Origin of the sequence: Streptomyces sp. NPDC046870 (genome assembly GCF_040704595.1) — a bacterium.
GTDB lineage: Bacteria > Actinomycetota > Actinomycetes > Streptomycetales > Streptomycetaceae > Streptomyces > Streptomyces argyrophylli.
This window is the reverse complement of record NZ_JBEYXM010000016.1, coordinates 51,164-65,764: the sequence shown is the minus strand read 5'-3', so window position 1 is coordinate 65,764 and position 14,601 is coordinate 51,164. Positions and strand designations below refer to the sequence as shown.

Genomic DNA, 14,601 nt, shown 5'->3' with positions numbered 1-14,601 from the left:
TGACAGGCGGAGGCAGAACCCCATGCGGACGTTCGTCCACACATCCCGTCCCTCGCGGGTCGTCTTCGGATCCGGCACGGTGGGCCGGCTCCGCGAGGAGGTCGAGCGGCTCGGCCGCTCCCGTGTCCTGCTGCTGTCCAGCCGGCCCGCGGCCCGCACCACCACACGGGTCCGCGAGGCGCTCGGCGACCTCGTGGTGGCGGAGTTCGGCGGCGCCGCCATGCACACCCCGGTCGAGGTGACCGAGCGGGCGCTCGACGTGCTCACCCACGCCTCGGCCGACGTGATCGTGGCCGTCGGCGGCGGCTCGACGACCGGACTGTCCAAGGCGCTGGCCCTGCGCACCGACCTCCCGCAGGTGATCCTGCCGACCACCTACGCCGGTTCCGAGGTGACCCCGGTGCTCGGCGAGACCCGGGACGGGCGCAAGGTCACCCAGTCCTCCCCGGCGATCCTGCCCGAGACCGTCGTCTACGACGTCGACTTCACCCTCGCACTGCCGCTGCCCCTCACGGTGACGAGCGCCGTCAACGCCCTCGCGCACGCCGTCGAGGCCCTCTACTCCGCCGACGCCAACCCGGTGACGGACCGGCAGGCCCTCGACGCGATCTCGGGCATCGCCCGGGCGCTGCCCCGGCTGGCCGCCGACCCGGCCGACCCCGAGGCCCGGACCGACCTGCTGCACGCCGCCTGGCTCGCCGGGACCTGCCTCGCCACGGTCGGCATGGGCCTGCACCACAAGCTGTGCCACACCCTCGGCGGCAGCTTCGGCCTTCCGCACGCCGAGACCCACACCGTCGTCCTGGCACACGCCATGGCGTACAACGCTCCCGCCGTCCCCGAGGTCATGCGCCGCATCGCCGACGCCCTGGGGGTGCCCGACGCACCGAGCGGTGTGTACGACCTGGTCGCCTCCCTGGGTGGCCCCACCTCCCTGCGCGACCTCGGCATGGCGGAGGCGGACCTGGCGCGCGCGGCCGAGCTGGCCACCGCGAAGCCGTACCCCAACCCGCGTGAGCTGACCACCGAGGGCATCGGTGAGCTGCTGGCCGGCGCCTGGCAGGGGCGCCGCCCGCAGGGGCCGCCCTCGACGGAGGCGAAGCTGGCCCGGCTCACCGAGGAGGTGGTGGGCAGTTTCGCGCAGGCCCCCGACCCCCGGGTCCGTACGCTGATGGCCGACCTCGTCCGGCACCTGCACACCTTCGTCGCGGCCAACGACGTCACCGACGCCGAGTGGCAGTACGCCATCGACTTCCTCACCCGTACCGGGCAGATCTGCAGTCCGACCCGGCAGGAGTTCGTGCTGCTGTCCGACACGCTCGGCGTCTCCAGCGCGGTGGACCTGCTCACCAACTCCCGCACCCCCGACACCACCCCGTCCGCGGTGCTCGGCCCCTTCTACGTGGAGGGCCCGCCCGAGACCGCGTCCGGCAGCGACATCTCCGGCGGCCTGCACGGCACCCCGCTGTGGGTGGACGTACGCGTCACGGACGGCGAGGGCGAGCCGGTCAAGGACGCGGTGGTGGACGTGTGGCAGTCCAACGAGGACGGCTTCTACGACGTACAGCTCCCCGACCTGGAGGGACCGGTGCTGCGGGCCCGGCTGCGCAGCGACAGCCAGGGGCGGGTCACGTTCTGGTCGATCCTGCCCTCGCACTACCCGATTCCCGCCGACGGACCGGTCGGGCAGATGCTCGACGCGGTCGGCCGCCACCCCTACCGGGCGCCCCACCTGCACTTCATGTTCGACGCGCCCGGCCACCGCCGGCTCGTCACGCAGCTGTTCGTGGCCGGCGGAGCGTACCTGGACAGCGACACCGTCTTCGGCGTCAAGGACGAACTCGTCGTGGACTTCACACCGGGGTCCGGTCCCACCCCCGACGGCCGTCCGGTGGACGGCCCGTGGTGCCGGCTCGACTACACCTTCCGTCTCGCCCCCCAGGCCGGATGACCGAGGAGCGCACACCCATGACGACCACCGACCCGCTCGACGCCTACGACACCGACGTCCTCGTCGTCGGCAGCGGCCCCGCAGGGGGCTCGGCCGCCCTGCTGCTGGCCACCTACGGCATCCGCACTCTGCTGGTGACGAAGTACGGGTGGCTCGCCAACACCCCGCGGGCGCACATCACCAACCAGCGCACCATGGAGGTCCTGCGCGACCTCGGCGTCGAGTCCGAGGCGCTGGCCCTCGGCAGCCCCTCGCACCTGATGGGGGACACCGTACTGTGCACGGCGCTCACGGGCGACGAGATCGGCCGCATCCGCAGCTGGGGCACCGGCCCCGCCACGGCCACCGAGTACTCCGCCAAGAGCCCCTGCGAGATGATCGACCTGCCGCAGACCTATCTGGAGCCGATCCTCGTCGACAACGCGGCGGCCCGCGGCGCCAAGGTCCGCTTCGACACCGAGTTCATCGGCTTCGAACAGGACGAGGACGGGGTCACCGCCCTGCTGCGCGACCGGGTCCGAGGCGACGAGTTCACGGTCCGGGCCCGCTACCTGATCGGCGCCGACGGCGGACGGAGCGCGGTCGCCGAGCAACTCGGACTGCCCTTCGCCGGCCGCATGGCCAAGGCCGGCAGCATGAACATCGTCTTCAAGGCCGACCTCGCCCGGTACTGCGCCCACCGTCCGAGCGTCCTGTACTGGGTGCTGCAGCCCGGCGCCGACACCGGTGGCATCGGCATGGGACTCGTCCGCATGGTCCGCCCCTGGAACGAGTGGCTGCTGGTGTGGGGTTACGACATAGAGCAGCCGCCGCCGCGGGTCGACGAGGAGGCCGCGCGCACGATCGTCCGCGACCTCGTCGGCGATCCGGACCTGCCGGTGGAGATCACGTCGACCTCGCTGTGGACCGTCAACCACGCCTACGCCGAGGAGTACGCGAGCGGCAGGGTCTTCTGCGCCGGCGACGCCGTGCACCGCCATCCGCCGTCCAACGGACTGGGCTCCAACACCTCCGTCCAGGACGCGTACAACCTCGCGTGGAAACTCGCGATGGTGATCCGCGGCGAGGCGGGACCCGCCCTGCTCGACAGCTACACGGCCGAACGCGCCCCCGTGGGACGGCAGATCGTCGAACGGGCCAACCTCAGCCGCGACCAGTTCGGGCCGATCTTCGACGTGCTCGGCGTCGGCGGCGGCAGCGACGCGCAGGCCATCGCCGAAGGCATCACGGCGCTACGGGCGCGGACACCCGAGGGCGCCAAGAAGAGGCGGCAGCTGGAAGAGGCGATCCAGCTGAAGAACTACGAGTTCAACGCGCACGGTGTGGAGATGAACCAGCGGTACGTCTCCGGCGCGGTGCTCCCGGACGACAGCCCGGCCGAAGTCTGGGCAGACGACCGCGAGTTGGTGCACCAGCCGACGACCCGGCCGGGCGCCAAGCTGCCGCACGCCTGGCTCGTCGACGCACAGGGCGAGCGCGTCTCCACACTCGACGTCGTCGGCCACGGCCTCTTCACCGTGCTGACCGGCCTGTCCGGCGGTGTCTGGGACTCGGCCGCGCGCGCCTGCGGTGACGCCCTCGGCGTACCGCTGCGCGTGGTCCGCGTCGGTGACGACGACCACCGTGACGCCTATGGCGAGTGGAGCCGCGTCAGCGAGATCGCCGAGGACGGCGTGCTGCTGGTGCGGCCGGACGGACACGTCGCCTGGCGCCGGGCCACCGCCGCCGAGTCCGACGAGGCCGCGCGGGAGGAACTGCTCGGCGCGCTCCGCCACGTCCTGGCGCGGTAGGCAGGGATCCGGTCCCCGCGGGACACCGATGCCCAGCGGCTGCGAGCGGGGGAGTGGGCAAGGGCCGCGGAACCCCCGCCTCCGACACCCCGCCCGTCGTCACCCGGGCGCCGTCGCCATCGGCCGTCGGGCCGGAGCGCGGCACGGGAGCCGGTCGGGGACCCACTGGCCGCGACCGGGCGGGGGCCCGGGGACGGTGGAGCCGGGCAGGGGCGGGCCGGGCACCGGCGCTGGGACGCCCGGGGCCGTGGCCGCCCCGGTCAGCCCGAGCGGCGCAGTGCCGCGGGGGTGGTGCCGAGCCGGGCGCGCATCACCCGGGTGAGGTGCTCCTGGTGGGAGAACCCGCAGTCGACGGCCACCTCGGCGATGGGGCCGGTACCCGCGCGCAGCAGCCGGCAGGCCCGCTCCAGGCGCAGGGCGAGCAGGAACTGGTGCGGCGACTGGCCCGTGCTCGCCCGGAACTGCCGGGTGAACTGGCTGGGGCTCAGCGCGGCCGCGTCGGCGAGGTCCGCGATCGGCAGCGGTTCGGCCAGCCGCTCCTCCATCAGCGCGCGGACGGCGGCGAGCCGGCGTGCGGACAGCCCGGACCGCCGGTCCGCCGTTCCGGCTTCCCGGACGCCGTGCCGGCGGGCGAGCTGTGCGGCGAGCATCCCGGTCAGGTGGTCGGTGTACGTACGGGCCGACGGCTCCCACGAACGCACCGCGCCGGCCAGCGCGAGCAGAAGCTGCTCGGCCAGCGGGTCGGTGGTGCCGAGTTCCTCGGACAGCTCCACGGGCCGTCCGTCGTTCGCCTCGCACAGCGCGTCGTCGGTGAGGTAGGCGTGCACCGTGTCCAGCGTGCCGCCGAGTTCCACGGCGAGGGTCCGGCCGGCCGGCTGCAGGAAGAGCCCGCCGGCCGGGATCGTCCGCGACCGGGAGACCGCACCCCGTCCCCGCCGCACGGTGACGGGGCCGCTCAGGTGCAGGATCAGCAGATGCGTGGGTGCCGGAGCGAAGGCGGCACGATAGGGCTGCTCCTCCTGGACGGAGACGTACAGCCGCTCCCACCCGAGTCCGGCACTGCTGTGCCGCGTCCGTACGCCGGGTTGCCGAAGGATGCCGACCGTGTCGGCCAGGCCCAGCTCCGCCATGGTGCGACCTCCTCGTGGCACCGAATGTAGTTGAATGGTAAACCGCAAAGGGGGGAGCGGAAGAGTGTGCGGCATCACTGGCTCGAAGGTGTGCCCCGCACCCTCGGGTCGACACGCTCCGTAGCCGCCCCGTCGCGCGGTTCCTCCTGGCGGGCCGCTGGAAACCGGGGGCCCGGACTGGTGCCCGTGCGCTCAGGCGTCGCTCGTGGCGGCGTCGACCCGCTGCGCCCCGGGGTCGGCGCCGGTGGCCGCCGGGGTGGGGTCGAGGGGGGCCGGCGGCGCCGGACGGTCACGGCGTACGTCCGCCACGATCAGGGACACCACGGCCGCCGAGCCCGCCAACTCCAGGAAGGACTGCACCGTGTTGAGCGGGGAGGCCGACAGGGCGGACGTCCCGGCGAGCCCCCACAGCTTGGTGAAGGCGATCGGCATCATGAACAGGGCCAGCCCGACGGAGAACCCGGTCGCACTGGGCCGGCGCTTGGCGGCGAGCACCATGCCCACTCCGCACAGGACGGTCAGGCAGGCCCACTGCCACGGCGACGAGACACCGAGCACGGCGCGTCCGGCCCCTCTGCCGGCGAGGAGATGCGCCAGCGCGTCGGGTCCCACCTGTACGGCCGTCAGCACGTTGCGGCAGACGTAGAAGACGTTCAGCACGGCGAGCAGGGTGCAGGAGGCCGAGGCGGTGATCTTCACCGGGCGGATTCCGGCGGAGCGGCTCTCCTCCTGCGCGGCCGCTTCACGCTCCAGCTCGCGCACCCGGAACAGCAGGCCCCCCAACGCGACGGCGACCAGTGCCGTGAAGAGGCAGCTCAGGCCGGCCCCGGTGAGTGAGGGACCTGTCAGGCCGCCGAACCAGGGGTCGGACTCGGAGTCGAGCAGCATGTACCAGACGACCGGCGCCCGGAACAGCACGGTCGTGAGGCACGCGGTCACCAGCAGCCCGCCGGCGCCCCGTACCCGCAGCAACAGACCGCAGACGGCGCCGAGTTGGAGCGCCGCCAGGCCGAGGTCCAGTGCGGTCGTCGCCGGGAGCCCGGAGACCGGACCGTTGGTCCACGCGGACCACATCGGCGGCAAGCCGCGGTCGGCGACGTCGTACAGGAGCCAGAACGCCGTCTGCGCGAAGAGCAGCGCACCCAACGGGCCCACGGCGAGCCGAGCTTGCTTGATCGACACTCCTGGACGGTTCATGGCTCTCCTCGGGCTGCGTGGCGCGGTGGTGACGTGCGGTCGGTGGTGCGGCAGGAGTCCGGCAGTCCGAGCAGGCCACTCGGCCCGCGTCGCAGCGGTGAACACCCGCGCGTGCGTCCACGCGAGGGAGGGTCGCGGCTTCGCGCCTCAACCGCCGCTCAGGGACGGGCACTTGGGCACTCGGCACGGGCGGCGTACGGGGTGTGGATCACTGCCCGTCGGCGTCGCGGCGTGATCGTAGCACGGCAGTTGAAGGTTGAACTTAGTTGATCCGGCGCGTCGGCGAGGGCTGGGCGGGGCGTGTCGACGACCGGCCGGAAGAGGGACGTGACACGTGCGCCGAGTCGGCGGACGAGGCCTGCTCCGCGAGCATGTGACCGACGGCGCAGCCGGCGCGGCGGGGGGGGGCGGGTCACCGCCGCACGCGCACCACCAGTCGCGGAAGACGCCTGACCAGCCAGGCGCTGACCAGGCCGATCGCGGCACCGGCGGCGACGTCGCTCGGGTAGTGGGCACCCGACTGCACCCGCTCCACCGCCACCAGCGCGGCCGGCACCGCGCAGACCGCCCCGGCCGACGGCCACGAGGGGGCGACCGCAGCGGTGAAAGCCAGCGCGGCCGCGGTGTGCCCGGAGGCGAACGACGAGGAACCGGGCCGGTCCTCGACCTCGTCGTGGGGGATCCACTCCTTGGGCGGACGCGGACGGTCGATCACCTGCTTGCACACACCGTTGCACACCAACTGCGCCAAGCCGAGCGCCGCCATGCCCGCCACCGCGGCCTTACGGCCCTTCCACCCGCCGGCCCAGACCATCACCGCGGCGGCACCCCACCACAACTTGGTGGCTTCCGCCGTTTCCTCCACCGCCGACAGCGTCCGGTGCACCTCGGGTCTCCGGCAGGAAGCCATCCACTTGGTCAGACGACGATCCATCTCACGCACCGTGGCAAGCAACCTCATGACCTGCTGGTATCCCGTGCTCACCGGATCACGCGCGTCCGGTTCCGCCCACCACACCGACCCTGCCGGCGGCAGCCTCCCCGCACCCCTGTTCCGCCTCCTCGCGTCACCAACGTCCCGGGACAGCACGCCCAGGTCCATCTGCCGAGGCAGGGTCGGGCTGCGGGCGGGTTACGAGGAGAGGACGGGTGGCCGTCCGTCGGCGCGCCCGACGCCGCGAGGACACGGCAGCCGCAGACGCCTCCCGGCGCGGGCAGGGGTCGGCGCCCGCCGCCGGGTGAGCGCGGGCGTCAGCCGGCGTCGTCGTCGCGGGAAGGGGCCTCGGCCGCGCGGCAGGCCGCGCACACGACCTGCGCGGCGGGCCCGTAGCGGCGCGTCAGCCCCTGGCAGCGTGCGCAGTAGCCGACCTGGTTCGGAGCGCATCCGAGCAACAGGGCGGCCGCGGCTCGATCCGTCGAAGGGGCGATGCGCCGAGGCATCTCCTCCACGTGTCCGAATGTACGACCGTCCACCGCTCCGAGCAGCCTGTCAGGGTCTCGGCACTCGTCCAGGGTCCGTGTGGACAGACCTTGCGGGACGGGGGCGCGCGACCCGGACGGCTCTGTGCCACCGTGGCCCGGAGGGGCGCGTGAGCGGCGAGCACGGCCACGGGAGGCGTCATGAGCATCGGTCCTGCCCGTCAAGGAGGCCCGGAGGACGGGACGGCCCACGCGGGGCGGCCCGGACGCAGGCGCTTTCTCGGGGCGTGCGCCGGCCTCGGGCTCGCCTCGGTGACAGCGGCCTGCGACGCGTCCCCTGGTGCCCACGGGCGCCCCCGGGCGGCCCTCTCCCACCGGCCCGAAGCGGAACGGGACCGCCCCGGGACACCCGATTGGCGTATCACCTCCCGGGGCCCCGCCCCGGCCGTCGTCGGCTACGCGGACCGGGTGAGCGTGACGCCCGGCGAGGAGTGCGGCCTGTACGTGTCGACGACCGCGTCGTCCTTCCGGGTCTCGGCCTTCCGCGTCGGCTGGTACGGCGGCGACCAGGCCCGGCTCGTATGGTCGTCCGGGCGCGTACGCGGCCGCGTGCAGCCGGAGCCCCGCCTCCTGGCGGACACCCGCACCGTGCGCGCGGACTGGCCGCGCACGCTCACCGTCGGCACGGCCGGCTGGCCGGAGGGCGCGTACCTGCTGCGGCTGGACGCGGACAGCGGCCACCAGCGCTACCTCCCGCTGATCGTGCGCTCCACGCAGGGCACGGGCCGAACGGTCCTGATGCACGCCCCGGCCACCTGGCAGGCGTACAACCGCTGGGGCGGCTACAGCCTCTACGCCGGTGCCTCCGGCGCGTACGCCACCCGTTCCCTGGCCGTCAGCTTCGACCGCCCCTACGACGCCGACGGCGCGGAGAAGTTCATGGTGTACGAACGGGCGGCGGTGGTCCTGGCGGAACGGCTCGGCATACCCCTCGCCTACACCACCGGCACGGACGTGCACCGCGACCCGGAGGTGCTGCGCGGCGCCGCCGCGGTGGTCTGCCTGGGGCACGACGAGTACTGGACCCCGGAGCAGCGCCGACATGTCACCCGGGCCCGCGACGCCGGCACCAACGTGGTCTTCCTCGGCGCCAACACGTGCTTCCGCCGCGTCCGCCTCGCGCAGGGGGAGACACAGCCGGACCGTACGGTGGTCTGCTACAAGACCTCCGTACGGTCGGACCCGCTGTACACCACCCAACCCGCCGTGGTGACCACGGACTTCCGCCAGGCACCGGCGCCGGATCCGGAATCCTCGCTCACGGGAGTGCTCTACGAGGGCTACCCGACGGACGCGCCGTACGTGGTCCACGCTGCGGACCACTGGCTGTACGAGGGAACGGGCGTACGGCCCGGCGACGCCTTCGACCACCTGGCCGGCGTCGAGTACGACCGGGTCACACCCGCGGCCCCCGTCCCCGAGCCGCTGGAGATCACGGCCCACTCTCCTGTGGTGTGCGGTGGCCGGCGCAGCCACAGCGACTCCGCCTACTACACGGCTCCCGGGGGCGCCGGCGTGTTCGCCACCGGCACCATGCGCTGGGTGGAGGCCCTCATGGCCGGCACCCCCGACGGCGGCCGCGACCACGGAATGGACGCCCGCACCCGCACCTTCGTGACCCGCACGACGGAGAACGCCCTGCGCGCCTTCGCACAGGGCCCCGCCGTCCGTCACCGCCCGGCGGCCCGCCCGAACATCAGCGAGCTGTACAAGGCAGGTACACGAGGCGGTACCGCGGAATCCGCGTCTCCGGCCCGCGGCTCAGGCCTCGTCCGGCACGCGTGACTCTTCCTCCTCGCGGCTGAAGGCGTAGGCGCGCTCCACCCGCGCGACTTCCACGCTGTACGAGGAGTACCAGCGCTCACGTCCGAGCCGCTGTGCCTCGAGATGTTCGGGGTGAGCCTTCCATGCCGTTATCGCGGCCTCGTCCGCGTAGTAGATGACGACGAGGTCCCGGCCGTCCTCGTCCGTCAGCGACTCGCGGCCGAGATAGCCGGGCTGTGTCTCACCGAGTTCGGCCATGCGCTTGCTCATCGCGGCATAGCCCTCGAGATCCGCGGCGGGCCGGGTCGTGATGATCACGGCGTAATACGGCGGCTTGGGACGGACGAACGAGGTGGTCATCTGAGGAGCCCTCCGTCGGTAAGGAGCATGGCAGCCAAGGCTACTGACGTGATTCTCCGGTGGCTACCGCCTCGGACGTGCGGTGGAACCACATCCGATGGGCATGACCAGACCGCTTCCATACCCACCGCCAGTCCTGGGTGATCACTGGATAGACTAGGTTTGCCCCATGTTCGAAGGCATGCTGGTGAGACTGCGCGCGCTGCGCCCCGAAGACGCCGAGCACCATGTGCGGTGGCGCAACGACCCGGAGGTGGTTCGCTGGGCCGCGGCGGGCGACCCGCTGTTCGGCCCGGTCACAGCGGAGGCGATCCAGCTCGGCTTCGACACCATGCTGCGACTGAACCCCAGGGAGTCGGCCGTGTTCACGGTCGAGGACCTGGCGGACGGGTCGGTGATAGGCATGGCCGACTACCGGGACCTCGACCCCTATGCCGGAGTGGCCACCCTCGGCGTCACCATCGGTGAGCGGGAGTTCTGGGGCCGCGGCCACGGCAGCGACGCGTTGCGGCTGCTCGTGGACCACCTGTTCGGCGCGTACTGCCTGAGCCGGCTGGAGCTGGACACCTGGAGCGGCAACGAGCGTGCCGTACGCGCCTTCACCAGGCTGGGCTTCCGCGAAGAAGGCCGCCGCCGGTCGGCCGTGCTGGTGGAGGGGGAGCGCTACGACCGTGTGCTCTTCGGCATGCTCCGCGAGGAGTGGGCGAGCAGCACGTGACGCCGGCCGTGGCCCGCGCCGCACTCACACCGCCGCGGACGCCATGAGTTCGTCCAAGGTGGGAATCCTCTCGGCCACCGGATCCCCGGTGAAGTCACCTAGAAGCGCACCTCGTCCTCACTGTGCCGGTGCTCGCTCAGGAACTTCTGCCGGGCGGCGCCGGCCAGGGCCGTCCATTCCGGGTCGTCGGGGCGGGGGGTCATCCGTGCTACGTCCACCAGCCGGAACCCGCGCTGCGCGCAGAGCCGGTCCACCTGGTCGCGGTACAGGGCGAGGACCTCCTCCTGGCCGGCTTCCCGGGGGAGGGCGTGATCGGTGGGCCGGCGCCGGAACTCGACGCGATGAGCGCGGAGTTCGGGACGCGCGGTTCTGCACCGGGGAGCGCACGAGCGAGGGCTACCACCGGGTCAGGCCCGGCATGGCGGCCGCGATCAGCCGGGGCCTCGCCTACGCCCCGTACGCCGATCTGCTCTGGATGGAGACCTCCACACCCGACCTGGAACAGGCCCGCGCCTTCGCCGAGGCCATCCACGCGGAGTTCCCCGGCAAGCTCCTCGCCTACAACTGCTCGCCCTCCTTCAACTGGCGCCGGCACCTGGACGACACCGCCGTCGCGGCCTTCCAGAAGGAACTGGCCGCCATGGGGTACCGCTTCCAGTTCATCACCCTCGCCGGGTTCCACTCGCTCAACCACGGCATGTTCGACCTGGCCCGCGGTTACGCCGAGGAGGGGATGCCCGCGTACGTCAGGTTGCAGGAGAGCGAGTTCGCCGACCAGGAACGTGGCTTCACCGCGGTCAGGCACCAAAGGGAGGTCGGCACCGGGTACTTCGACCTCGTGAGCACGGCGGTCAATCCGTCGGCGGAGACCCTCGCGCTGCGCGGTTCGACCGAGGAGAGCCAGTTCGGCTGACCGGTGGACCTCACCGTCCGCGGGAAGCGACTCCCGCGTCCTCCCCCCGCGTCACGTCGTCCTCCGACCGCCGCGCGGGGGGCCGGAAAGCCAGGGTGACCAGTGCCACGGCCGCCGTCACGAGGAAGCCGGCCCGCAGACTGTAGTGGTCCGCCACCGCTCCGAGCGTGGCGGGCCCCGTCAGTGTCCCCAGGCCGAGCGCCAGCACGGTGGCGCTGAACCCGGTCGACGGCTGCTCGGGGAAGATGCGGTAGCTCCACAGGGCGAGCAGCGACGACGTGGCCATGAACGCCGGCCCGTACAGAACGGCCGATGCGATCACCGGGCCGACGGCATCGGGGGCCACCCCGAGGAGGGCGATCGCGGCGGACAGCGCCAGGAACAGCACCGCCTGGCCCAGCCGCAGTCCCAGCCGCAGGAAGAAGGCGCCGGCGAAGACACTGCTGAGCCCGGCCAGCCCCATGAGCGTCCAGAACAGCGGCGCCATCGGGGAGTCCTCTCCCGCCGCGTCCGAGACGGCCTCCAGCGCGAAGGCCCAGTAGAAGGCCCCGATGACGCCGTACACGAACGCGGTGACGTACAGCGGGACGGCTGCCGGGCGCAGGAACCAGCGTGCCGTCACGGTCTTTCCGCGACCGGTGCCGGACGCGTCGTCCCCGTGGCGCCCGGCGGGCAGGACCCGCGCCGCGTACCAGGCCATCGCGAACGCGACGAGCGCGAATCCGATCCAGGCGTACCGCCAGCCGTCCCCCCGGGCGAGCAGGGCGAGCGGCCCGGCCACGGTGACACCGAAAGCGGTACCGCTGGGAATCAGGGCCATGACCCGCTCACGGGTACGGTCCGGCAGCAGGCGGTCGGCGGTGTCGGAGAAGGGCGCCCAGGAGAAACCCGAGGCCATCCCCGCCACCACGAGCCCCACGACGAGGACCCAGGTGCTCTGCGCCAACGCCACCGTCACCATGCCGATCCCCGCCGACACCCCCGCCGCGACCACCATGGGCCGGGGGCCCAGACGCGAAACGAGCGCCCCCACCATCAGGAGCGCCACCAGATACCCGCTGTACGAAACGCTGTTGACCAGGCCTAAGACCGAGGTCGAGAGTCCGAAGCGGTCGCGCAGACTCGGCAGGAACAATCCGTAGCCGTACCGGGCGAAGCCGTAGGCCACCGCCTGGGCCGCCACACCCACACCACCCACCTGCCACGCCGCATTCGACGCCGCTGCATTACGCCGTCCGGTCACACGGATTCTCCTCGTGCTCGGGCCAGTTCCGGAACGCCGGTTATCCAGTTGGCTCCCTGGTACACCGGGGCTCGCCGTGACACGAGCCGATCCCGGCCAAAGTCACACGACCGCCTCGCGGAACCGTCCCGACCGCCGGCGCGGCCCTCGGGTCAGGACCGCTCGTCCTCACGGGTACGCCGGCGGTAGGCGGCGGCGTTGATCCTGCTGCCGCAGCTTCGCTTGGAGCACCAGCGCCGAGTACCCGCCTGGGAGCGGTCGACGAAAAGACGGGTGCAGGGCTCACCGGAGCAGTGCCGGATGAGCAGGTGGTCCGGTCCGCCGAGCAGGTCGCTGGCGCTCGCCCCGAGGGTGGCCAGCACCTCCTGTACCCCGCCGCGGCGTTCCACCCGGCCCACGGCGTGGAGGGTGAGACGGACCGGAGGGCGTGCGGCGGCCTGCCGGACCCGGGCGACGTCCGCGGAGTCGTACGGCTCCCCGTCCGCGGCCGCCAGGGCCAGCCGGTAGACCGCCTCACGCAGCGCCCGCGCCTCCGCCAGTTCCGCGTGGCTCACCGCCTCCAACCGGTCGACCACTCCCGCCTTCACGGCCCAGCGGGCGAAGTCCTCCGGCTCGGCCAGCAGTTCCCTGGGGCGAGTCGTGCGCCACGCCACGGTGGCGGCGAAATCAAGGGCGAGGTGATCACTGACGAAGGCGAAGCTCACCCCCCGAGTATGAGCGGTTCGGACACCGGACACACATGCCGTCATACCTTCAGGGTATGACGAAGGGGGCGAGCCGCGTCGTCCCGGTCTGGAGGCATGCAGTGCGTACGCAGACGTCAGTGAAGCCGGCACGGCGGTCGGGCCCCCGGACGTGGGTGCTCGTCCGGTACCTCCAGGTCGCCCTGCTGGTGCGTCTCGCCTCCGAAGGAGCACGAGTCGGCCTGGTGGTGCTCGCCGTGGACCGTACGCGCAGCACCGGCTTCGGAGGTGCCCTCGTCGCGGCCCTGCTGGTGCCCAGCGTCGTCGCCGCCCCGCCGGCCGGTGCCCTCGCCGACCGGGTCCGGCGACGCCGGCTCTTCCACGGTGGCTGCCTGGTCTGCTACGGCACGGGACTGGCCGCCGTGGCGATGCTCGTCGGGCGGGCCTCCGCTCCCCTCGTCCTGGCCGTGGCGGCCGCGGCCGGCTGCTGCACCCCCCTGCTGACCGGGGGCCTGACCAGTCTGCTGGGCGACCTGCTGCCGCCCGCGGCGCTGAGCCGTGCCTTCAGCCTGGACGCCGTCTCCTACAACCTGGCCGGAATCGCCGGCCCGGCCCTCGCCTCCGCCCTCGCCGCGGCAACCGGTCCCGCCCTTGCCCTCGCCGCACTGGGCGCCGGGGCCGCCGCGGGCGGTGCGCTCGTCTTCGCCCTGCCGCTGAAACCCCGCGCCTCGGCAACCCCTGCGCCGCGCCCCGCCGATCTGGGTGCCGCGGCCGTCCTGCTGCTCCGTGACCCGCCGCTGCGCTCGCTCACGTGGGCCAGCGCGGTGGGCCAGCTCGGGACAGGGGCCCTGCCCGTGGCCTGTGTGATGCTCGCCGCCCGCTATCAGACGCCCTGGGCCGCCGGCGGTCTGATGACCGCCATGGCACTCGGCTCGCTGACCGGCTCCCTGGTGTACGCCTGGCGGCCGTGGGGCGCCCGCCGCCCCGAACTGACCGTCATCCTCATGTTGTTCGCCACCGGAGCGGCGCTGGCCGCCGTGCCCTGGGCGGACGGTGCCGGGGCGACGGCCGGCGGCTTCGCTCTGGCCGGGTGCTGCACCGGCCCGCTCTTCGCCGCCCTGCTGACCGGGCGTGACCGCTACGCGCCCCCGGCCGCCCGCACCCAGGTGTTCACCCTCGGAGCGAGCATCAAGAGCGCCTTCGCCGCGGGCGGGGCCGCGCTCGCGGGCGGCTGGCAGTCAGCCGGGCCGGGAGGCCTGGTCGCGGCGGTGGCCGGCTGCCAGGTCCTCGCGGCCGCCCTGGGCGCGCTCTTGCTCAAGGGACGCCAAGCAAAGGTGTCCTGCCCGCTCGCGGAGAGGAGCGTGGGGCACTGA

13 protein-coding genes and 1 pseudogene are annotated in these 14,601 nt (G+C 73.0%); 6 read left to right on the top strand and 8 right to left on the bottom strand.

Annotated features, from left to right (window positions below; translation table 11 throughout):
- Positions 1 to 22 precede the first annotated feature (22 nt).
- Positions 23 to 1,951: a maleylacetate reductase and hydroxyquinol 1,2-dioxygenase domain-containing protein gene (locus AB0946_RS28480; protein ID WP_366763505.1), complete on the top strand. Its 1,929-nt coding sequence runs from the start codon at positions 23 to 25 to the stop codon at positions 1,949 to 1,951.
- A gap of 17 nt (positions 1,952 to 1,968) precedes the next feature.
- Positions 1,969 to 3,741 carry an FAD-dependent monooxygenase gene (locus AB0946_RS28475; protein ID WP_366763504.1) on the top strand — a complete coding sequence of 591 codons (1,773 nt, stop codon included), beginning with the start codon at positions 1,969 to 1,971 and terminating at the stop codon, positions 3,739 to 3,741.
- Between the two features lie 260 nt (positions 3,742 to 4,001).
- On the opposite strand, the gene AB0946_RS28470 is transcribed toward AB0946_RS28475, so the two are convergent.
- From AB0946_RS28470 to AB0946_RS28455, 4 genes are all read right to left on the bottom strand, one after another.
- Entirely contained in the window at positions 4,002 to 4,871 is an 870-nt protein-coding gene (locus tag AB0946_RS28470) for an AraC family transcriptional regulator (protein WP_366763503.1), read from the bottom strand.
- A gap of 192 nt (positions 4,872 to 5,063) precedes the next feature.
- Positions 5,064 to 6,068: a hypothetical protein gene (locus AB0946_RS28465; RefSeq protein ID WP_366763502.1), complete on the bottom strand. Its 1,005-nt coding sequence runs from the start codon at positions 6,066 to 6,068 to the stop codon at positions 5,064 to 5,066.
- A gap of 412 nt (positions 6,069 to 6,480) precedes the next feature.
- Positions 6,481 to 7,002, bottom strand: coding sequence for a phosphatase PAP2 family protein (locus tag AB0946_RS28460; protein WP_366763501.1), 522 nt, complete (start codon positions 7,000 to 7,002; stop codon positions 6,481 to 6,483).
- Positions 7,003 to 7,319: 317 nt separating this feature from the next.
- Complete coding sequence (locus AB0946_RS28455; RefSeq protein ID WP_366763601.1) at positions 7,320 to 7,508, bottom strand: hypothetical protein; 189 nt, start codon at positions 7,506 to 7,508, stop codon at positions 7,320 to 7,322.
- Positions 7,509 to 7,694: 186 nt separating this feature from the next.
- Between AB0946_RS28455 and AB0946_RS28450 the strand changes: the two genes are divergently transcribed.
- Positions 7,695 to 9,332 carry a N,N-dimethylformamidase beta subunit family domain-containing protein gene (locus AB0946_RS28450; RefSeq protein ID WP_366763600.1) on the top strand — a complete coding sequence of 546 codons (1,638 nt, stop codon included), beginning with the start codon at positions 7,695 to 7,697 and terminating at the stop codon, positions 9,330 to 9,332.
- Here AB0946_RS28450 and AB0946_RS28445 read toward each other — a convergent pair.
- A complete protein-coding gene (locus AB0946_RS28445; RefSeq protein WP_366763500.1) occupies positions 9,309 to 9,671 on the bottom strand; it encodes an antibiotic biosynthesis monooxygenase in 363 nt (120 codons plus the stop codon). The two genes, AB0946_RS28450 and AB0946_RS28445, sit on opposite strands and share 24 nt — an antisense overlap.
- Before the next feature lie 169 nt (positions 9,672 to 9,840).
- On the opposite strand from AB0946_RS28445, the gene AB0946_RS28440 reads away from it, so the two are divergent.
- The gene (locus AB0946_RS28440) at positions 9,841 to 10,389 is read left to right on the top strand and encodes a GNAT family protein (RefSeq protein ID WP_366763499.1); all 549 of its coding nucleotides are present in this window, start codon (positions 9,841 to 9,843) and stop codon (positions 10,387 to 10,389) included.
- Between the two features lie 98 nt (positions 10,390 to 10,487).
- Here AB0946_RS28440 and AB0946_RS28435 read toward each other — a convergent pair whose 3' ends face one another.
- Entirely contained in the window at positions 10,488 to 10,643 is a 156-nt protein-coding gene (locus AB0946_RS28435) for a hypothetical protein (protein WP_366763606.1), read from the bottom strand.
- A 101-nt stretch (positions 10,644 to 10,744) separates the two neighbouring features.
- On the opposite strand from AB0946_RS28435, the pseudogene AB0946_RS28430 reads away from it, so the two are divergent.
- Positions 10,745 to 11,302 (top strand): annotated as a pseudogene (locus AB0946_RS28430) (isocitrate lyase); the annotation flags it as partial.
- A 10-nt stretch (positions 11,303 to 11,312) separates the two neighbouring features.
- On the opposite strand, the gene AB0946_RS28425 reads toward AB0946_RS28430, so the two are convergent.
- Both AB0946_RS28425 and AB0946_RS28420 read right to left on the bottom strand, forming a co-directional pair.
- The gene (locus tag AB0946_RS28425) at positions 11,313 to 12,491 is read right to left on the bottom strand and encodes an MFS transporter (protein ID WP_366763498.1); all 1,179 of its coding nucleotides are present in this window, start codon (positions 12,489 to 12,491) and stop codon (positions 11,313 to 11,315) included.
- A gap of 206 nt (positions 12,492 to 12,697) precedes the next feature.
- Positions 12,698 to 13,249: an ABATE domain-containing protein gene (locus AB0946_RS28420; protein WP_366763497.1), complete on the bottom strand. Its 552-nt coding sequence runs from the start codon at positions 13,247 to 13,249 to the stop codon at positions 12,698 to 12,700.
- 119 nt (positions 13,250 to 13,368) lie between these two features.
- On the opposite strand from AB0946_RS28420, the gene AB0946_RS28415 reads away from it, so the two are divergent.
- Positions 13,369 to 14,601, top strand: coding sequence for an MFS transporter (locus tag AB0946_RS28415; protein WP_366763496.1), 1,233 nt, complete (start codon positions 13,369 to 13,371; stop codon positions 14,599 to 14,601).

Excerpts from the sequence above, each read along its gene's own strand:
- AB0946_RS28480 (WP_366763505.1), top strand. The coding sequence starts at position 23 with ATGCGGACGTTCGTCCACACATCCCGTCCCTCGCGGGTCGTCTTCGGA.
- AB0946_RS28475 (WP_366763504.1), top strand. The coding sequence starts at position 1,969 with ATGACGACCACCGACCCGCTCGACGCCTACGACACCGACGTCCTCGTC.
- AB0946_RS28470 (WP_366763503.1), bottom strand. The coding sequence starts at position 4,871 with ATGGCGGAGCTGGGCCTGGCCGACACGGTCGGCATCCTTCGGCAACCC.
- AB0946_RS28465 (WP_366763502.1), bottom strand. The coding sequence starts at position 6,068 with ATGAACCGTCCAGGAGTGTCGATCAAGCAAGCTCGGCTCGCCGTGGGC.
- AB0946_RS28460 (WP_366763501.1), bottom strand. The coding sequence starts at position 7,002 with ATGGATCGTCGTCTGACCAAGTGGATGGCTTCCTGCCGGAGACCCGAG.
- AB0946_RS28455 (WP_366763601.1), bottom strand. The coding sequence starts at position 7,508 with ATGCCTCGGCGCATCGCCCCTTCGACGGATCGAGCCGCGGCCGCCCTG.
- AB0946_RS28445 (WP_366763500.1), bottom strand. The coding sequence starts at position 9,671 with ATGACCACCTCGTTCGTCCGTCCCAAGCCGCCGTATTACGCCGTGATC.
- AB0946_RS28440 (WP_366763499.1), top strand. The coding sequence starts at position 9,841 with ATGTTCGAAGGCATGCTGGTGAGACTGCGCGCGCTGCGCCCCGAAGAC.